Annotated in this window: 13 protein-coding genes and 1 tRNA gene; 1 reads left to right on the forward strand and 13 read right to left on the reverse strand. The window is 53.3% G+C overall.

Features of this window, described 5'->3' with window-relative positions; genetic code table 11:
- Nucleotides 1–12: 12 nt before the first annotated feature.
- The 13 genes from DQG23_RS10170 to DQG23_RS10235 all read right to left on the reverse strand — a co-directional run bounded on the left by DQG23_RS10170 (nucleotide 13) and on the right by DQG23_RS10235 (nucleotide 18381).
- Nucleotides 13–1503: an FTR1 family iron permease gene (locus tag DQG23_RS10170; RefSeq protein WP_113030707.1), complete on the reverse strand. Its 1491-nt coding sequence runs from the start codon at nucleotides 1501–1503 to the stop codon at nucleotides 13–15.
- Between the two features lie 200 nt (nucleotides 1504–1703).
- Nucleotides 1704–3365 (reverse strand): extracellular solute-binding protein, encoded by a 1662-nt coding sequence (locus DQG23_RS10175; protein WP_158560382.1) that lies wholly within the window; start codon nucleotides 3363–3365, stop codon nucleotides 1704–1706.
- A 76-nt stretch (nucleotides 3366–3441) separates the two neighbouring features.
- Nucleotides 3442–4722 carry a response regulator transcription factor gene (locus DQG23_RS10180; protein WP_113030709.1) on the reverse strand — a complete coding sequence of 427 codons (1281 nt, stop codon included), beginning with the start codon at nucleotides 4720–4722 and terminating at the stop codon, nucleotides 3442–3444.
- Nucleotides 4716–6500 (reverse strand): sensor histidine kinase, encoded by a 1785-nt coding sequence (locus tag DQG23_RS10185; protein ID WP_113030710.1) that lies wholly within the window; start codon nucleotides 6498–6500, stop codon nucleotides 4716–4718. The genes DQG23_RS10180 and DQG23_RS10185 overlap by 7 nt, the downstream gene beginning before the upstream one ends.
- 106 nt (nucleotides 6501–6606) lie before the next feature.
- Nucleotides 6607–8286, reverse strand: a complete 1680-nt coding sequence (locus tag DQG23_RS10190) for a type 2 periplasmic-binding domain-containing protein (RefSeq protein ID WP_113030711.1) — start codon at nucleotides 8284–8286, stop codon at nucleotides 6607–6609.
- 65 nt (nucleotides 8287–8351) lie between these two features.
- Nucleotides 8352–9233 (reverse strand): carbohydrate ABC transporter permease, encoded by an 882-nt coding sequence (locus DQG23_RS10195; protein ID WP_113030712.1) that lies wholly within the window; start codon nucleotides 9231–9233, stop codon nucleotides 8352–8354.
- 21 nt (nucleotides 9234–9254) lie between these two features.
- On the reverse strand, nucleotides 9255–10172 hold the full coding sequence (locus tag DQG23_RS10200; protein WP_113030713.1) for an ABC transporter permease: 918 nt from the start codon (nucleotides 10170–10172) through the stop codon (nucleotides 9255–9257).
- Nucleotides 10173–10486: 314 nt separating this feature from the next.
- Nucleotides 10487–12937, reverse strand: coding sequence for an Ig-like domain-containing protein (locus DQG23_RS10205; protein ID WP_158560383.1), 2451 nt, complete (start codon nucleotides 12935–12937; stop codon nucleotides 10487–10489).
- A gap of 20 nt (nucleotides 12938–12957) precedes the next feature.
- Complete coding sequence (locus DQG23_RS10210) at nucleotides 12958–13998, reverse strand: mannonate dehydratase (protein WP_202865897.1); 1041 nt, start codon at nucleotides 13996–13998, stop codon at nucleotides 12958–12960.
- Nucleotides 13999–14021: 23 nt separating this feature from the next.
- Nucleotides 14022–14879 (reverse strand): NAD-dependent epimerase/dehydratase family protein, encoded by an 858-nt coding sequence (locus DQG23_RS10215; protein ID WP_158560384.1) that lies wholly within the window; start codon nucleotides 14877–14879, stop codon nucleotides 14022–14024.
- Nucleotides 14880–14975: 96 nt separating this feature from the next.
- Nucleotides 14976–15851 carry an SMP-30/gluconolactonase/LRE family protein gene (locus DQG23_RS10220; protein WP_113030716.1) on the reverse strand — a complete coding sequence of 292 codons (876 nt, stop codon included), beginning with the start codon at nucleotides 15849–15851 and terminating at the stop codon, nucleotides 14976–14978.
- 173 nt (nucleotides 15852–16024) lie between these two features.
- Nucleotides 16025–17071 carry a mannonate dehydratase gene (locus DQG23_RS10225; RefSeq protein ID WP_113030814.1) on the reverse strand — a complete coding sequence of 349 codons (1047 nt, stop codon included), beginning with the start codon at nucleotides 17069–17071 and terminating at the stop codon, nucleotides 16025–16027.
- 1223 nt (nucleotides 17072–18294) lie between these two features.
- Nucleotides 18295–18381: transfer RNA gene (locus tag DQG23_RS10235), tRNA-Leu, on the reverse strand.
- Between the two features lie 230 nt (nucleotides 18382–18611).
- On the opposite strand from DQG23_RS10235, the gene DQG23_RS10240 reads away from it, so the two are divergent.
- Nucleotides 18612–19730 carry a glycosyltransferase family 4 protein gene (locus DQG23_RS10240; RefSeq protein WP_113030718.1) on the forward strand — a complete coding sequence of 373 codons (1119 nt, stop codon included), beginning with the start codon at nucleotides 18612–18614 and terminating at the stop codon, nucleotides 19728–19730.
- Nucleotides 19731–19749: the final 19 nt, after the last annotated feature.

The following is a 19749-nucleotide window of genomic DNA, read 5'->3' on the forward strand; positions in this document are numbered from 1 at the left end:
CGCCTCCGTTTATTAAACATTTTGATAGGCATTCCTTTTGTTGCGGGCGTTTCTTTGGTAAACGACTGCCGCTGCGGCGATCACGATGAAAAGCAATTGCGGAAGCGTGCTGTACCATGACGGATACAAGCTGAATGTCGCCGCCTCCGGCAAATAATCCTGAACCGTGGACGGAACCACTCCCGCCATTTGCAGACTATGAATGCCGGAGCCCATAAACTTAAAGCATAAATAAAACACGATTACGCTGGATACCAGAAATACGGGGCGTACGGGAAGCCGCGTGCCGAGTTTGATCATGACTGCGGCGCATACGGCAAGCACGCCGAAACCCGCGGCGATCCCTCCGGCCAAATGGCCTCCCGGCATTTTGCCTGCCATGCCGACCAAGAAAATAACCGTCTCCAAGCCCTCCCTCATAATTGCAAAAAAGGCGAGAAGCGCCAGCGAGATCATTTTTCCGCCTGTTAACGCCTGCGAACTTTTGAGCTGAAGGAATTGATTCCACCGTTTCATATCCGCATTCCGATGAAGCCAGTAGCTGACATACAATAACAGCACGCTGGCAAAAACGCCGGTCCAGCCGTTGATCAATGAATTGTTATGGCCGAAAGCGCTGGACGAAATCAGAAAAGCGACTGCCAAACCTACCGCTATGCATGCTATCGCTCCGGTGAGAGAACCCCCGATGACCCAGCGTTTTGCCGAAACGGAGTTCGATCTTTTTGCATACATGAGCAAAGTCCCTACGACAAGCAATCCTTCTATCCCTTCGCGGATAGGAATCAAGGCGGCATCCCACCAAGAGTATTGCGCGCCGATAAAGGGCGTCAACGAATCGATCAGCCGTTCGATAACCGGAAGAGCCTGCGAACGCTTATCCGGGCTCGACAAGTACGCGTCCAGCAGAACGAGATCGCTCTCAGCACGGTTGTAAACGGTTTGCGATTGACTGACGATGTCTCCTTCAACCGACAGCCACTGCCGCTGCAGCAGTTTTACCTCATTTAAAGCTTCCGGCCAAAACTCCCGCTTCATCAGTTCTGCGGCTTGCTGCAGCTTGACGACATAAGCGCTTAATGTCATTCCGGAATTCCCTTTGTTATCGGTATAAGCGCCGTCCGAATAATTTTTCAGCGAGAATTGAAGCGCGCCGGCTTCATCCTTCGCCGTCCGGACATCTTTGTTCAGAATCGCGAGCGAGAGATTCGCGATCTGGCGGTCGATCTCCAGCGACATTTCCAGCGAGTTTTCTTTGACTGTCTTCTTATTGGCGGTCCACCATTTCTTAACGGCAGAGAACGCTTCCGAAGAAGACTCCAAATTGCCGGATTCCAGCCCTGCGATCATCGATTCGACTTGCGCGATTGCGGTTCCGATCGATTCGTCCTTGTCAGCCGCCCTCGCATTAGAAGCGAAGCTGGACAACGGAAGTACAATTAGAACAAACGTGCATATCGCCAAGTAAAGAGACTTTACTTTCCGTTGGCTTGCAATGGCCAATCAGACCTCCTTACTGCTGATGTTTAACGCACTGATAATGATAATAGTTCTCATTTTCCACTGAAAAATTATATTCCTGTCAAGCCAACCTGTCAATGATATTTATCACACCGCACATGCAAACGCATGACTAATTCCTTGTAATAAAAAAACTCTTCGTCAGAAGAGTCAAAAGCGTAATAGGCGGCAACGAGCCGCCTCTATTTATTCTTATACCATTCGTTGACTTCCTGGGTAATCAGATCGCCGCCCATCGATTTCCATTCCGTCACGAATTGATCGAACTGCTCGATCGGGGCCCCTGTGATGATCTTGATCATCGTCTCCAGCTCCATTTTGTCCAGGAACGTTCGTTTCTGCACCATGGCGGACGTGGGGACGCCGATGAATTGATCCGGCATGAACCGGTTGTTTTTCACATATTCGCCGATAATGTCTCCGGCTCCTCCGATCCCGTTCCGGGAGTGGTACTTCCAATAGCTTTGATCGCCTGCTTTGTATTTCTGAATAAAGCCGTAATTCAGTCTCTCCTCCGGCGTCAGCTTGCTAAGCTCCTCGGCGCCTGCCGGTTTGCCGCTTTGGAGAAGCGGCGCCAAATGGGCGGAAATCTCCATGTTTTTGAACGATTTATAGATTTGGACCGGCGCCTGCGTAAAAAAGCCGATCTTCTGATCGCTGTTATACGTTTCATATAGGTCATCGTCCTTATTTTCGTAAAACAGCTTCAGCCATACGTCGGCAAGCTTGAATAACGCTTCCGGACGCTCCATCCCCTTCCTGACCACCCAGAACCCGTAATTGATATTCAGCGCATGCTGGAGCAAAGCAGGTTTGCCGTCAATCGAAGGCAGCGGATAAGGCCTCCAACGGACGCCGGGAGTCAGATCGGCAAGCGTATAACCGCCCGTCATGGAACCGAAGTAAATGCCGATGGCGTTGCGGCCAATGCTTTCCAAAACCTTGGCCGAATCCTTGACGCCGAACTCTTTATCGATCTGCCCGGATTTGTACAATTCCTGCATCTTCGCCAATGCGGTTTTCGCTTCGGGCTGCACGCTGCCATACGCCAGATTGCCGTTCGAGTCTTTGATCCAGATGTTCTTATATGCATGATAGCCGTTAAACATCGCTTGAAGAAAACCTAAATGTTTGTCGAGCGGCAGCCCGTACGTGTCCGCCTTCCCGTTTCCGTCCGGATCGCGCTCCGTAAACGCTTTGGAAATGGCCAGCAAATCATCCATCGTTTTCGGTCCCGCCAGCTTCAGCTTGTTCATCCAATCCTCGCGAATCCATACGATCGTTACGGTTTCCTTCTGGTACCCGGTAAAGGGCAGCGCCATCAGCCGGCCTTTGATCATTGCCGCTTCCAATGCTTCTTCCCCCGCTTCCGCAACGACATCCTTGACGTTTTGCGGAGCGTAGTCTCTGTATACATCGGTCAGATCCTCGATCATTCCCGCTTTGTTCAACAGAACGAGCTGCATCGGCGTAACCAGGAAAATATCGGGGATCTCTCCGGTCGAGATCATCAAATTCGTTTTTTGTTCAAGCTGGTCCCAGGGCGCGTCCCAAAGCGTTTTGACCGCGATGCCGTAATGATCCTTGATATAGGTGCGCCACCGGTTAGCGTTCATATCCTCCCCTTCGGCGAACGAGACGGATCCGTACGACTGGTTGACCATCGTAACCTCGATCGGGGGATCGTATTTCGCTTCCTTCCCGCCGACTGCGCTCCTGATCGCCGCATCCGGATTCGGCGGGCTTGAAGCCGCGTTGTAAGCCGTGCAGCCCGTCATTCCGCCCGCTCCCAGCATAATCGATATAACCGCCAAGCAGAACCGCTTCATATATTTAGCCGGCACAACATTCCCCCCTCCCATTGTTCAGCGGCAGTCCCTTGCCTGAAACGGTCCGATACGAAAAGCCGGGCGGGAAACGCTACCATTTGGTTCGTTTGATTGCGCTGCCATCCCGGTATTCCATCGGCGACATCCCCGTATGCTTTTTGAAAACGGTGCTGAAATGGGCGATATTTTTGTACCCGACGCTTTCCGCCACCCTGGAAATAACGGCATCCGTCCCCTGCAGCAGCTCAGCCGCCTTCGCGACCCTGACCTCGATCAAAAACTTATGCATGTTTACCCGTTTGATCTTCTTGAATATGGCGTTCAAATAATTCGGAGACATGTATACTTCCTGAGCGATTTCGTCCAGGGTAATAGGCTCCATGTACCGTTTTCTGATAATCGACTCAGCCGACTTGACGATTTTATCCATCCGTGTGAATGCTTCGATCCCGTTCATATCCTCGTAGAAAAGAATGGGCTCCTTGCCCACCCCCTCGCCGAGCTTCAGCGTTTCGAGCGTCTGCATGTAACAATCGGCCAGCTGGCGTAGGTCGCCGACCGGACAACTCGCAGCGATTACCGCTTCCGCTTTCATCCTGCTCCGGATCCACTCCAGAAGCTGCAAGCCGATCCGGCCCATCGTTTCCTTGTCGCAAAGCGCGTGCCGCTCGTCGTTCAACAAGAGAAGAAGCTCCCCTTCCCGGTTCGAGAACAGCTTTCCTCCGGCCATTTCCGCTTCGCGCTTTTTCAATAATTCACGGAGTATCAGGCTGCTGCGCTGTTTCGCGAGCTCGTCGTTCCCCCCGTCGTCCGTTTGCGGTTCAATACGCGCCAGCATTAAGGCAAACGCCGGCTTCGGATCAAGCAAGCCGAGCTCCTCTAGCGCGAACTCGCCTTGGTGAAGGCCGTACAGCAGCGTTTTGAACGTCTTCTCCTCCCGGTAAAACCGACTCTCGTCCCACACCATGTCCCTATCCTTCTTCAGCTTGCGCCGCTCCTCCAATGCCTGTTCGGCTGCTTTCCGTATGGCAGCGGTTATTTCGCCGAGCGTATAAGGCTTCAGAATATATTCGCACACCTTCGATTTGATCGCCTCGAGAGCGAAGTTGAAGTCCTCGTAGCCGGAGAAAAACAAAACCTTGGTCGACGGATATCGTTCTCTCACCAGCTTAGCGAGCTCAATGCCGTCCATCAGCGGCATCTTGATGTCCGTCAGCAATAAATCCGGCCGATGCTTCTCGACAAGCTCCCATGCCTGTCTGCCGTCCTCCGCGGCCCCTGTCAGCTCCAGTCCCAAGCCGGTCCAATCGATGCTCCTTACCAAGCCTTCCCGCTCGATCGCGGCGTCCTCGGCAATGACGATTTTCAGCATAGGCTCGCCTCATTTCGGTTGAAAGTTGCCGGTATGACGATGAAAATTTTCGTTCCTTCCCCCGGCTTGCTTTCGATTTGCAGGCCGAACCGTTCCCCGAAGTACAGCTTGATTTTGCTGTCGATATTATACAAGCCGTATCCGGAAGAAAGCGTGTGATCGGAGAGAAGCCCCGTCTGCGTATCTCTGTCCATGCCGCAGCCGTCGTCCTTCACCTCGAATACGATCAGATCGCCTTTTTTTAGAACGGATATGGCAATGACGCCCGTTTTGTTATGCTTCTCGATGCCGTGAATGATGGCGTTTTCCACAATCGGCTGTAAAATCATTTTGACCGTTTCATAGCCCAGTACTTCGTCGTCCACTTGAAAGTTGAATGCGATGTTGTCTTTGATGCGAATCTGCTGAATGTAGACGTAATACCGGACTTGATCCAGCTCTTCCTTCACGGTAATGATCTCCCTGCCGTTGCTCAGCGCGATCCGGTAATACCGGGCTAGCGCGTTAACCGCCCGCGAAATGTCCTCGGCACCGATTCCCATCGCCATCCAATTGATGGTGGAGAGCGTATTATACAGGAAGTGCGGATTGATCTGAGCCTGCAGCGCCTTCATCCGGAAAGCGAATTCCCTTGATTTCATTTCGCTGATCTCGTCGATGTTTTTGTTCAATTTACGCATCATCCTCTGGAATACCTTGTTCATTTCACCGATTTCATCGTTGCTCTTCGTATCCAGCTGAACGTCGTCGAAAATACCTTTGCTTACCTTCAACATTTCGTCCGTCAATCGGCTCATCCGCTTCGTGAACAAATAAGAACATACGTAGATGACGATGATGCCAAGAGCCAGAAGAATGCCGGACAGCGCCAAAATATAGTCCCTGACCTCCTTGGAAAGCGGCAGCGCTCCCTCGACCGGCGTGACGCCCGCGATCGTCCAGCTTCCGTCGGAGTCCTTGTCGTACACGACCAGATGAGGCTCCCCTTCTATCGTTTCGGTAAAATACCCCGAGCTGCCGGACATTTTGGAGACGAAAGGAAGCGATTGACCGACCGAACCGTTCAGACGATCGCTTTGCCGGAACAGGATGGCGCCCCGCTCGTCAAGGACGTAAGCGTTGCCTTCCTTGAACAAATCCATGCTTTTGATTTGATTAAACAAATAGCCGGGATCGATCTCGAGCGAAACGATGCCGTACGCCTCTTTGTTGACCTTGTTGCGCAGCGCCTTCGCGGCTACAAGCCTGATCAGTTTCTCGCCGTGAAGGTCATAGCTGCGGATGCTCCATAAAATGCCGTTCGACGTTCCTGCCAGCACCTCTTCCTTCCACGATTGATCCTCGATGTCCGCCTCTCTGTAAATGATGCCCGAGAATGTTTTGGCGTTGAAATTGTACACCTTGACGAGCGGCACGTATTCATACGTGTTCAGCAGCGATTCGACGAAGTCTTTCAGCCGCTTGTTGTCCAAGTATTCCTCGAACTTGTCGCCGCCTTCCTTGGTGAGCAGCTCCTGGAACTCGTCGCTAATATAAAACGTATTGATAGCTCTTTCGTAATTTTTCATGCGGTATTCGAGCGTGGCGTTCGCCTGCTTCAAAACCTCTTTATAAGCGCCGCTGGACATCCGGTCCAAATAATCGCCCGCTTTTTCAGAAGAGAAATAGCTGATGCTGAAAATGAATATTGCGAGAATCAATCCGAAAATGACAAGCATCTTATTGCGCAGCTTCATCCGATCCCCGTCCTTGATTGCGCTTTCATAGTTTTTATGCAACTAGTATAGCAGAACCCTTGGCAAGCCGGGGGAATGTAGGAGAAAAAGTACCCGTTATTCCTGCCGAATAGCAATAGAAACGGGTACTTGCGATCTCACACCGATATTATTTGTATTTCTCTTTGACGGCCGTATATCTGCCGTAGTCCTCCTTCAAGATTTCGATAAAGCCGGCTTTTTTCGCCTGCTCCATCATCGCGTTATACATAGTTTCGACATCGGCGTCATCCTTGGCTTTCATGATGATTCTCGCTTCGGTTTCCTGGAATATTTTGTCGAGGTCGACCCCCTTCGCTTTTCGTATCGGTCCGGGCGGCGTATTCAGATAAATGTCGAGTATCGTGTCCATGTAGATTTCGCTGTCGTATTGCTTTTTGGCAAGCGCTCTTGTCTCGTTCATCTGCCGCGCTTGATCGAGAACCAAATCATGCGTGTACTTCAAAATGCCGGACAAGCCGTATGCCCACGCCCCGAGCACGTCCGCCCCCCATTTCGGATTTTCGGCCATTTTTTTCTGATCCAGCTCGAAATTGTCGATCAGCTTGCCGTCTTCCGCGATATACCATGCGCCGTTATCCTTCGAAGGCGGCCCCCACACCATCGTGGCCCAGCCTTCGTTCGTATTCATCCAGTCCATATATTTGAACAAACGTTCCGGATCCGACATCTTCTTGCTGATGACGATTGCGGAGGAGCCAAGCGTATTGATATGGCCGATCCGGCTGTTCGTAACGCCCGGCGCTTTCGGAAGCGGCATCGGCACGTATTTGGCGCCAGGTATGCTCTTTTCGAACCCTTTGTTGAATCCGGAAATATCGTTCGGCCACATGCTCGCGACGCCGACATAACCTTTGGGAATCATGTCGTTATAAGGCTGCTGCCATTTGAGCTTATATGCCTCCGGATCGATCAGCCCTTCGCGGAACAGCTTGGACGCGAATTTCAAGTATTGCAAATACTCGGGCTTCTCGTGCGCGTCGATCATTCTTTTTTCGTTATCGTCACGGGCGTCCGCATACCGGTGTATGCCGAACATGCCGCCGATATGATAATTGATTTCCCCGCCTTCGCTAAGCGGCACATAAGGAACGACCTGCTTGCCGTTCACCGGAGGCAGCGATTTGAAAGCCTTGAGCACCTCGTAAAACTCGTCCGGCGTCTTAGGCACCTGCAAATTCAGCTTGCTCAGCCAATCCTCCCGAATCATCAAGACGTCGTTGACGGCGATCGTCAACTGGTCCTTCAAATCCGGATTGACCGTAAAGCCGGGCAGCACGTACAGCTTCCCGTCAGTCGGATTGCGGTAGGCGTCGAGTATCGTCTTCGTAAAATATTTCGTAATATTCGGGGTATTTTTCAAATACGGCTCGATATCGAGCAGCATCCCGGCATCCGCCATCTGCTGGTAAATTTGCAGGGCCGAAGAATCGTTTCTGTATTGAATGATATCCGGCATTTCTCCGGATGCCGCGATCAGACTTATTTTTTTCTGACCGTCTTCGCCGGCCGGCCAGACGAAGCCGTCCACATTAATCTTGAACTTTTGCTTGATATACTTGGCGTATTCCGTAGTCGGTCCGTTGCTTGGCCCTGCGTACGCAGTACCCTGATAAGCCGTAATTTTCATCTCGTCCGCATATTCTTCCAGCTTTTTGTCGCTTCCCGGCTTACCGCTGCCAGAGGCGCTCCCTGCCGGTTCTTCCTTCGCGGTGCATGCGGCGAGCAAGGCCATGCTCAACGTTGCCGCTACCGCTCCCGAAATCCTCTTGACGGTTTTCCCCCTCATCGAATCGACTCTCCCTTGAATGTGGATTTAATATATAAGGCTTGCGGCCCCTATATCCGGGTGAATTACCCTTTGACCGAGCCGATCATGACGCCCTGCACGAAATATTTTTGCAGGAACGGATAAACGAGTATGATCGGAACGGTCGTGACGACGATCGCCGCCATCTTGATCGATTCGATCGCAGGCGATTTCGCGACGAACTCCATCGACATGCTTTGTTGAATCATCGCGCTCGCATTAACCTGCGTAATCATGCGCATCAGGATCGTTTGCACCGGAAGCAGCTTCGGATCCATGACGAACATCTCCCCGGAAACCCAATCGTTCCAATGACCGACTGCGGCGAACAAGAGCATGGTGGCGATGAGCGGCATGGACATGGGCACGATGATTTTGAAGAAAATGGTCAGGTCGTTCGCGCCGTCGACTTTAGCCGATTCCTCGATGCTTTCCGGCAAATTGGAAAAATAGGTTTTCATCAAGATGACGGTCCAGGCGTTGAGCAGCGACGGGATGATGTATACCCAGAACGTGTTGAGCAGCATCAGATTTTTCAGCAAAATGTAGAACGGAATGAGCCCTCCGCCGAAAAACATCGTGATGATGACGATATTGAGAAACAGCGTGCGTCCGATTAAATATTTTTTCGACAACCCGTAAGCCAGCAAGCCGCACATCAGAACGGACGAGAGCGCTCCGATCACCGTACGCAAAATCGTAATGACGAAGCCGTCGATAAGCGCGTTCGTCACGAAGACGATACGGAAATTATCCAGCGTAAACACTTTGGGCCAGAAATAGACGTCGAAATAGCTGGTGACGGCGCTGTCGTGGAAGGACAAGGCCACCACATACCAGAACGGGTATAAGGTTACGAAGCCGAGCACGAGCATCAAGCAAATATTTGCGGTATCAAACGCGATTTCACCGATCGATCGTTTCATGTTTTCACCTCCTCTTCCGCGTTAATAAAGCCCGTCTTCGCCCAGCATTTTGACGATCCGGTTCGTCAGCAAAACGAGGATCAGCGCTACGAACGACCGCAGCAGACCGGCCGCCGCCCCCGCGCTGTACTGCAGGTTCTGCAGGCCGTACCGGAAGATGTACGTGTCAATGACCTCGGTCTTGTCAAGCACCGGCGGCAGCCCCATAATGTACAGCTGTTCGAAATTCGCCGAGAAGATGCCGCCTACCGCAAGCACGAACAAGATGGCGATCGTCGAGCGAATGCCCGGAAGACTGATGTGGAACATCTTCGAAAATCTCCCCGCCCCGTCCATGGACGCCGCCTCGTACAACTCGGGATTGATCGACGACAGTGCGGCGAGAAATATAATGCTGCTGAAGCCGATGCTCTTCCAAATCTCGGTGACGACGGCAATGGGCCACATGTAGCCGGAGGTCAGCATGAAATTGATCGGCTCGCCGACGATGCCCAGACTGACGAGGAACCGGTTGACAATGCCTTCGTCGATCGACAGCATCCGGCCCCAGATGCCTAGCACGATGACCCACGAAACGAAGTGCGGCAAATAAGAAAGCGTTTGAATCGATCTCTTGAACAGCTTGCTTCGCAATTCGTTCAGCAATAACGCCAGCACGATCGGCGCCGGAAAGGCGAAAATCAGTTTCAGCAAGCTGATCGCTAGCGTGTTGACCAGAATGATCTTGAAATGATAACCGGTTACGAATTGCTTGAAATGGTCGAGACCCGCCCAGGGACTCCCCCAAATCCCTTTGGCGAACGTGTAGTCCTTGAAGGCGATGACGATACCGGCCATCGGGATGTAATTGAAAACGATAAACCAGACCAAGCACGGAACGACCATCAAATACAAATACTTCTGGCCTTTCATCTGCTGCAGCATTCTTTTTGCGCCCACTGGATTTTCCCCTCTTCATCAGCTGTTAAGCGTTTACAATAAGTATACATGCAGCCTGGCGGTACTTTAATATTCGAAAGCCACGATATGTTTCGTTATCCCACGCTGTTCCATTCGGCTCGGTGCTCACACCGCGCGCAGTTCCCGGCACACATGATGCGCTTCAAGACGGCGGCCGGGAAATCCCCTGCCTAAACGCGGAAAAACGCCGCCCGGCACTGCTGCCGGACGGCGCTCCCGAGCCGGCGGAACTCCGCTTAAGGCCCTACATAATCCGTTCTTGTTCATCTCCAGTTTGATTGAAACGCATTCCGTCAAGCGTGCTTCTTGATGACGATTTTGCTGACGTACAGCTTGTCGCCTTTGTCGGAAAGCCTGAAGTCGGCGAAGCCGTTCTGCAGCTTGTTGGCAAACTCCGCATTCGTAATATGGAACGTATGCGTCACCCATTGCTCCGTATTGGTCCGCAAAACCTCGATCGGAGTAGCCAAGCCGAAATAATTCGGCGCGTCGTCCGGCAAGGTCGAATTGTACTGCAGCTCGAAAGGCGACGTCCCCAGGTCGTAATAAGTAACTTCGACGTACACCTCCTCCTGCGTGCTTGGAATAAAGTCGTCGTCCGCATCAAAGTACATATGGTTGTTGTCGGCCCGTCCAGGATTGTTCACATTGCTCGGATCGGTAGCGTAGGCGGCCCTTCCGCCGATCGTTTCATTCACAACAGCGCCGTCATAGCCGGACAAGGGCTTCAATAGAATGCCTTGCTGAAGCGGATACTCCTTCAAAACAATGCTGATTTCGTCCTGATTGACGATCGGCTTGCTTGCTCTTACCAGACTGACGGACAACGGAACGCCCAGATCGGCCAGCCTGAAATCGGCCCCGCCGCTCAAGCCGCCTGCAAACCGGGCATCCGCAAGCTGGAACGTGCGAGTCAGCCATTTATTCGTGCCCGTTCTTGAAACCTGCAGCGAAACAGGGGCGCTCGACGCGGATTCATACTCAAGGGCGAACGACGTCGTGCCTTCGTCGAAATACGTGACCTCGATCGTTACGTCCCTGTCGTCCTCCGTCAAATAGTCGCGATCAACGGCAAAATACATGTATCCGCTCGGCACGGCGCCGGTGGTCGTCCTGCTCTGGCGTCCGCTTACCGCGCCTGCCGTAGTAAGTCCGTCCGCAAGCTCATGCTGCTGCAAGCCTTTCTCGGCGTTCGCCGCGCCCAGCGATATCTGCAAAGTCGAGTAATTCGCCGGAGGCTCGGGCACATATTCGGGATCTTCCGCCCCGTTGTTCAACAGCCCGTAGAAATAGGCCCACGCCGCCGTTTTTTTGCCGGACGGCTTCACCAGCCAAAATCCGCTGTATTGATCGTCGGGTTGATTCGGTCCTACGGAGTCGTCATACAGCTGCCAAAAGAGCGCATGGTCGATCTGCTTCTCTCTAGCCGTCTCGACGACCGTTTTCGCGGCTTCCAGCACCTGTTTGGTTCCCGATACGTTTTCCGCAAGGCTAAACTCTCCCACGAACACCCTGCTGCGGCCGTTGTTCAAGTTCTGCGCCACTTTGGCTTTCAGATAGTCCAGCGCATTGCCGAATACCTCCTTGCCGAGCGCCGGCGTATCGTACGCCGAATAGGAGTAGTAGTCGCAATACGTGTTCGGGATGACTTGATTGGTAACGGTTTTCCCGCCTTCCATCGCCTTCTTGACCAGATTGACTTCAAGCGCGTTGTAAATATGGACGTTGCGGCTTTTTACCGCTTCTCTCGCATCGTTGACCGCATTCTGGCGAATATTGATCCATTCCGTCATCCGTTTCAAGACGTCGTCATCCGGATCGGTGGCGATGTTCGGGGCAGCCATCGTCGACCAGTCCCCTTCCCAGTTTTGCAGGATGAACGTTTTGCCCGTTCCCCGGTACGTTTTCAGCAAGTAAACGGCGAGCTCGTAAATTTGGTCGTATTCTTTCTGCTTTTGTTCGTCGCTGAAGCCGGTGAACCAGTAGGTGGCGTATTTGGGCTCGGAAAATACGTAAGCGCCCAAGAAATACGTATTGAAATCCATATCGAAAATGCCTTTGAAGGAGTCGGATTCGGCGAGTTCTGCCGGGGAGGTGTAGGCGGTTCCGCTCCAGTCGTTAAACTGGTAAAAATTTTTGTAATTGGGGCTCAAGTACATTTTGATCGATTTGGTGTTTAATTGGCGAAGCCTTTCGCCGCCCTCCAGAATGGCGTCGGAGGTGCCGAAGCTATATTGGGGATTGATGAAATTGACGCCGAGAAAATCCTGAACGGTGTTCATGGAGCCGTCATTATGCTTCGGAAGCTTATCCTTGGAGGTATACGTGCTGCCGTTCGCGCCGACCTGGATCAGCACCGAGTCGGACTTGCCGCTCCCGTCCTTCGCCGTTGCCGTAACGGTCGTTTCCCCCGCCCCGAACACGATGACCTTGCCCTCGGCGTTCACGATCGCAACGTCCGTATTGCTGCTGGACCAGCTTACCGACTTGTCGGATGCGTTGGCAGGCTTGACGGCCGCTTTGAGAAGAATCGCCGTGCCGCCCAGCTCCGTCTGAATTGACGAAATGGATTTACTTCCGCGCTTGATGTCGACCGACTTCACCGCCACTTGACGGCCGCCGTGCCGATTATTCCCGTTCGCGTCCCCCGCTGCCTGCTCGGCGCTTGCGCTGGACTGCGCCAGCGCAAAAAACAGCATAATCAGCAAGACCATCATCCCTTTCACGCTCATTCGTTTCCTCATCGCTTTTTGGCTCCTTCCCGTTATCGGCTGGCTCCGGAGTCTGCAAGCTCCGTCATTTGCATCAAGCCTTGCATGTAACCGATTGCATGACTTCTCGAGCGGTGCTGCCATGGTGAATCGTTAACGATCAAAGGAACATGGTCGGTCGACATAAACCCGGTAAATCCGTTGCGCTTCAGCAAAAGCATTACTTCGGCCGGATTATAATTGCCTTCGCCGAGGAAGCATTCCTGAAACTTGGGCACCGTACCCTGAACGTCGCGGAAATGCACGTAAAAAATTTTCCCGCGCGGACCGAAATATTCGATCATTTGCTTCACGTTTTGCGCGCCGCCGGCCATCTCGGAGCAGCAGCCGAGGCACAGATCGAGCCCCCACGCTTCGCTGTCGGCGATTTCCATCGCCTTCTTGAAGTTTTCGAATTTATAGAAAAGCCTGCCGATGCCGCCCAGCTCGGGTACAGGCGGATCGTCGGGATGAAGCGCAAGGCGGACTCCCGCTTCTTCCGCGGTCGGAATAATCGCCTTGATAAAATATTCGTAATTGGACCACATCTCGTCTTCGGAAATAAACCGGTTGGGACCTTCGTCCATCAGACGCTGAACCGTTATATCCGGATCGGCGACGGTTGCCGCGTCCGCTTTCGGCTGAAACGGCTTCGTCAGCGACATATCGAAGGCGCTGACGGATGCTCCGCCGCGTCCGGGCTCGTTAGGCGTTCGCCAGACGGAATTGGGCATGAAATGGTAGCCGAGTATCGGAATGCCCGCTTTACCCATATTTCGAATCGTATTTTTGTAATGCTCGATCTGTTCGTCTCTTCCGTCCATGCCCAGCATCGGTTTTAAATACCAGTCGAAAGGAGTGTTTTCGAGCGCCTCCAGCTTCATACCGTATTTCTCGCATTCCAGCCGCAGCGCAAGCAGGTCTTCGTATTCCCACTGCGCCGTGCCCGGCAGAGCGGGCCAATTCAATTGGCAGCTCGTAATGCCGAGCTGTCTGCCGAACGTCATCGTTTCTTCGGTTACATGCGTAAATTGGCCGATCGCGATTCGCATCATCGTTTGCTAGCTCCCTCTCGTCGCTACAGCTGGTCCCGCCAATTATGGGTTACGGTCCAGCCGAGAAGCTCTTTGGCTTTGGCATTGCTGTAAAATGCTTCATGTCCGGTAAAAATCGACCTGACATCGGTCACATCAGGGAAGAACTCTTCCCATAAAGCTTGAGACGTTCGGTCGCTGCACGTATCGTCAGCCGTTATATTCAGCGCGGCGTATCCCAAACCGTCGCGTTCCAGCGCCAGCACGCACGCGGCAGCCGCATCCCGGCTATCCACGTAGCTCCATAACACCCTTCTCAGCTCCTCAGGCTTCTCCAGGCAGGATCGAAAATACCGATATGCCTCCTCGTCGCATAGCGTCGACAGCCTCAACGAGACGACCTGCATACCCGTTCTGCGGAAGAAGGATTCGCCCGTCAATTCGTTAACCGCCTTGGATGTTCCGTAGCAGTCATGGGGAATGAGCGGATGCCGCTCGTCCACGGGCAGGTATAACGGCGATAGAGGCCGATGAGACCAAGGAAAGCCGTATGCGGATTCGCTGGAAGCGATCGCCGCCTTCCGGTATCCCCATCGGGCTGCGGCTTCGAGCACATGGTACGTCGAGACGACGTTGTTCGCGTAAACGATGGGGGCCGAAGCCGATTTCGGGTCGGGAATCGCCGCCAGATGAAGGAGCGCATCTCCTCCTTCCATCGCTTGCTCGACTTCGCGGTAATCGTTCAGATCGACGATGAGCGTACGCGCGTTTCCGCCATGCTGCGAACCACCGGTTCCCGTCTGCCTGTCCAGAACGGTCACCTCATAACCCTTCTCGAGCATACAAGCGACTACCTGTCGCCCGAACCGGCCGCTGCCGCCGGTAACCACGATTTTTTTCATGATGTCGGCCCCTCCATTGCCAGTAATGATTGATGATCGTTGTAAGTTCATCGGCATGTGTAGACTTTACGACGCTTTGCCGCGCGCAATCCGTCCTCAACCTCCGTAAGCGAATGTCGGGAGGCCTCTTACATTCGTTTTCAGCCGGAAAACGCCGCCGGCGTGAGGATACTCGGCAAGCTCCTCATCGCTTAATCCTCCCCTTGCCGTCGTAATGTACAGCTCGTCGAGCGAAGCTCCGCCGAATGCGCAGGACGTCACGAAGCGGGCGGGGACCGGAATAACGTCCAGCAACTTGCCGGTATCCGGATTCAAGCGGGATACTTTGCAGCCGTCCCATTGCGCTATCCAGATCATCCCTTCCGCGTCGACGGCCATGCCGTCGGGCAACCCCTCTGCCTCCGGGAAAGAAACGCATACGCGGCCGCCGCTCAATTCGCCGGTATCCAAGCAGTAGTCGTAGCTCATCACTTCCCGCGCCGCCGAGTCGATATAATACATCCTTCCGTTATCCGGACTCCACCCGATCCCGTTCGAGATGCTCACGCCCGAAATGACCGGAGCGACGTTCCCGTCCGGATCGAGCCGGTACAGCGTTCCCGCATGCCGCACGCCGTTCGCGCTCATCGTGCCGGCCCAAAATCTGCCCGCCGCATCGCATTTCCCGTCGTTGAACCGGTTGCCGGGCAAATGGCTTTCCGGGTCGGCCAGCTGCGTAAGGACTTCCAGCTTCTCGTCCATCGTGTAGAAACCGTGCTCAAGCGCGAGCGCGACGCCCCCCGAACGCCTAGGGACGACGGCTCCGGCCGCTTGATCGAATGCGATCTCCCGGTCGGTTCCGGCTGCGGGATCGAATACGTGCAGCCTTCCTTTCGAAAGATCGACCCAATACAGCCGCTGCAGCGTACTGTCCCAGCTCGGCCCCTCGCCAAGCTCCGCTCTGGCGTTTATGACGAGCTCCAACTGATTCATACCCGTTCCCCCGTTTGTCTGGATTCAAAGCAACTTTAAGCGCTAGTATCTTGACAGCTTTTGATCCAAGGGTCGCTGCCCGGCCTGCCGTGAAAGAGCCCGCAATCAAACGGCGGATTCGTATACGGCACAGTTGCGCATGTACCTTGAATTTGATGCGGTCGAGATACTAGTCAACCAATCTTCTCAACCAAGTCAAGCGCGTCTATCATCCCTTGCAGGTATCCCGACTGATGAGCATGGCTCCGATGGCCCCATTCGTCGTCATAATCGGTCCATGGCACATGATCGTCGATCATGAAGCCGTTGAAGCCCGACTTTTTGAGCCTGAGCAGCATCTCGGCAGGGTTGAAGTTTCCGTCGCCAAGGAAGCATTCGTAGAAACTAGGCACCGTCCCGACGACATCACGGAAATGCACGTACAAAATTTTGCCCGCCGGACCGAAAGTATCGATCATACTCGCGACCGTTTCCGCCCCTCCCGCCATCGAGGAGCTTGTGCCCAAGCATAAATCGAGCCCCCAGGCTTCGCTGTCGGCTATGTCCATCGCACGCTTGAGGTCGTCGATGCCGTAAAACAGCCTGGCGATGCCTCCGACCATCGGCACGGGCGGGTCGTCCGGATGTAGGGCCAGTTTCACGCCCGCCTCCTCTGCGACGGGAACGACCGCACGAATGAAATATTCGTAGTTGGACCACATTTCCTCATGCGTCACGGTTCGCTTCACATGCTCCCGCAAAAAAGCGCTATGCACAGGATCGCGCTTTATGACCAAGTTGCCGTCCCTTTGTGAAATGTCGACGCTCACAAGACCAAGATCGAAGCCCATCCCGCGAGCTCCTCCGCGCAGCGGCACCGAATATGACGTTCTCCATGTCCCGTCGGCCATGAAATGATGACCGAGAATCGGAATGCCGGCCTTGCCCATATTGCGTATGATCTGCTGGTAGTTGCGGATTTGCTCGTCCCGGCCGTCCAATCCGAGCATGACTTTATGCAAGAAATGAACCGGCACGTTTTCGATCGCTTCCAGCTTCAAACCGTAAGACTCGCAGCGGAGCCTAAGCGCAAGCAAATCCTCGTAAGACCAGCAACCCACTCCGGGCAGCGCGGGCGTATTTAATTGAATGGAATCGAAGCCGAGCTGCTTGGCGAACTTCGCCTTCTCATCCGTCAGCTCGCTGAATTGGCCGAGCGCGACGCGTAAGCCGGACCTCATGAAGGCTAACCTCCTTTGACCGTTAATATGACCGGCTGCTGCATCGACCGGCGGCAGGCGGCCATTCATAGGGAAGTATAACAGCATACGGCAGCCGCCCGAATATACCGAAACCACGATTTGTTTCGTTTTTCGAAGAACCGTTACGCCTTTAGGAGCTGCTTGCGAGGCCGCCTTCCCCCTGATCAATCCGACTTCATTTTATAGGGACGCGCCGCATAAAAACAGAAACCGTTTCCGCCTAATCGCACGTTTTTTGCCATAACGCCTAAATCGTTTATTTTGGCCGAAATGGAATATCTTCCATGCAGCACCCCGATGTTATACTTAAGGTCGTCCTCCTGAACGAATTTGGCTATTCCTCGCATCCTAGCAGTTCGATCCCGTCAATCATGTAGTGGAGAACGTGAAACCGATCGCGGATAACGAACTGTTATTAGGGCGTGTCTGAAAACCCACTCAGGTGCATCTTTCACCGCCTTTTCGCCCCCTGCTTCGTTCCGCTTGCTTGACGTACCCCCGGTACGCCTTCACAAACGCGCCTTGCATGGAACGAAAATTCGGCAAAATCTGCTACCCTCGGAGTATTCAGTCACGCCCTAGTCGTTCACGAACAAAAATACCGGGATAAGCATGAGCTCATCCCGGTTGTATTCTATCATGATCCTGCCAATTCCATGCCGCTTTAGTATGTCAACCAAACCATATACCTACTGCCTCTTGTTCGCATTCGGTACTTTGTGTCACGTCTTTGACATTTCCCGGTTCTCCAGCCGGTATTCCTTCCCGCTTGCCCCTCCTCGTTCGTCGCTTCATGCGCTCCAGTCCGATTATGCCCACTTGGAATCGAGTTTGGCTTCCTTTCCCCGCCTGTAGTCCGAAAACGCCTGCTTGCAGCGGGGTTTTTGCTCGTCACGCCGGTGAATCCGTTCTCCTAGCCGGCAAAATCGGACTACAGCGTAAGGCGAACCCCGATTCCTTGCTCCAAGTGGGCGATTTCGGACTACAGTATTTCGAGGAGCCTTTATGGCAGCGTAAGGACGTCCATGCCCCTCGGTCACAGGCATGCGATGAAAACTCGGCCCGGGTGATTCGTGCATGCTCATAAAAAACGTCTTTGCCATTCTTAAAGGAACAGCGTGTTTACCCCGACATCATATAAATTATTTATCCATGAAAAAAAGCCCTTCAGAATAACTCTGAAGGGCTTGACTTATTAAGATTGGTGCGGTCGAGAGGACTCGAACCTCCACGGCTGTTACCCCACTAGAACCTGAATCTAGCGCGTCTGCCAATTCCGCCACGACCGCATTTCGTTAACGTTTGCCGCGTCAACGAAACCCATCTTAGCACGACGTCTCAGGTAGAGTCAAGCTTTTCTGCAATTTTTTTTCGAATCTACCATCTCACTGCCAGAGGCAGCCTATTCTTTCAAAATAATAGGTAGATACCGCTCCCGAATGCCAGATTATCCGCATATTATATGGAATGCTAGAATGCGACCGCTATCTCGGGTTTCACAAAGGAGAGTCTGCGTCCGATGAATGTTTTGATTATCGCCCCCTGGCAAAACCCCGTTCCTCCTATCGTTGGAAGCTCGGTGGAGAACTGCATCTATCAAATCGCCAAAAAGCTTGCGCAAAAACACAGCGTAACCATTCTCAGCCGCAAAACGAAGCATTACCCGAGCCGCAGTCAAGAAGGGAATATGACGATCATCCGCGTTTCGGCATCGGGAGCAACTGGATATGTAAGAGCCGCTTTGAACCATGTCAAAGGCCGTCATTTCGACATGATCCAGATCGATAACCGCCCAAGCTACGCGCCTGCAGTGAGAGCTTTTTTTCCGCATGCGAGGATATCCGTCTTCCTTCACTCCCTGACGTTTGTCTCCAGTCCGATGACGTCCCGCGGGAAAGCGTCCCGGGATTTATCGCACGCCAATTTGATCGTCGGCAACAGCCGCTCGCTGCAGAGTAATCTCCGTTCCATGTTTCCGAAGCTCGCAGCCCGGGTCCGTTACGTCCATCTCGGCGCCAACCTGAAGCAATTTCAGCCGCCGTCCGCAGGACAAAGAGCGGCCGTTCGCCGAAAGTACGGCGTATCCGAACGATTCGCGATCGTTTTTGCCGGCAGGCTTATTCCGCGCAAGGGCATCCCGGTGCTCATCAAAGCGGCCAAAATCGCCAAAAAATCCGTACCTGCCGTAAAGCTTGTCATCGCCGGAGGGACGGAAAAGGCTTCGTACAAGCGGCATTTGAAGCAGTTGGCGGAAAAACACGGCGTATCGACCCGTTTCCTCGGTTACGTTTCACGCAGCAGGATGCATGAAGTATACCGTATGGGCGACTGCATGGTTTGTCCCTCGCAAAAGCATGAAGCGTTCGGACTCGTTATCGTCGAATCGATGGCATGCGGGGTGCCGACGATCGGCTCGAAAATCGGGGGTATTCCGGAAATTATCCGTAACGGGGAGAACGGTCTGCTCGTTTCCGACTACCGGAACCCGCAAGCTTTTGCCCATGCGATCGTGAAGGTTTACAAGAACAAAACGCTCGCCCGCAAGTTATCCAGACAAGGCCGCCACGATGCGGTAAACAAATTCGGCTGGGGCGCCACGGCGAGCCGGCTGGAAGCGATCTACAGGAAAAACGGCTGATAACAGCCGTTTTTTTACT

This window comes from Paenibacillus contaminans, from assembly GCF_003285015.1.
In the GTDB taxonomy this organism is placed as follows: domain Bacteria; phylum Bacillota; class Bacilli; order Paenibacillales; family NBRC-103111; genus Paenibacillus_V; species Paenibacillus_V contaminans.

What these genes read in the sequence shown, in the direction of transcription:
- DQG23_RS10180 (WP_113030709.1), bottom strand. Translation starts at nt 4,722, where the DNA reads ATGCTGAAAATCGTCATTGCCGAGGACGCCGCGATCGAGCGGGAAGGC.
- DQG23_RS10215 (WP_158560384.1), bottom strand. Translation starts at nt 14,879, where the DNA reads ATGAAAAAAATCGTGGTTACCGGCGGCAGCGGCCGGTTCGGGCGACAG.
- DQG23_RS10205 (WP_158560383.1), bottom strand. Translation starts at nt 12,937, where the DNA reads ATGAGGAAACGAATGAGCGTGAAAGGGATGATGGTCTTGCTGATTATG.
- DQG23_RS10225 (WP_113030814.1), bottom strand. Translation starts at nt 17,071, where the DNA reads ATGAGGTCCGGCTTACGCGTCGCGCTCGGCCAATTCAGCGAGCTGACG.
- DQG23_RS10210 (WP_202865897.1), bottom strand. Translation starts at nt 13,998, where the DNA reads ATGATGCGAATCGCGATCGGCCAATTTACGCATGTAACCGAAGAAACG.
- DQG23_RS10240 (WP_113030718.1), top strand. Translation starts at nt 18,612, where the DNA reads ATGAATGTTTTGATTATCGCCCCCTGGCAAAACCCCGTTCCTCCTATC.
- DQG23_RS10195 (WP_113030712.1), bottom strand. Translation starts at nt 9,233, where the DNA reads ATGAAACGATCGATCGGTGAAATCGCGTTTGATACCGCAAATATTTGC.
- DQG23_RS10220 (WP_113030716.1), bottom strand. Translation starts at nt 15,851, where the DNA reads ATGAATCAGTTGGAGCTCGTCATAAACGCCAGAGCGGAGCTTGGCGAG.
- DQG23_RS10190 (WP_113030711.1), bottom strand. Translation starts at nt 8,286, where the DNA reads ATGAGGGGGAAAACCGTCAAGAGGATTTCGGGAGCGGTAGCGGCAACG.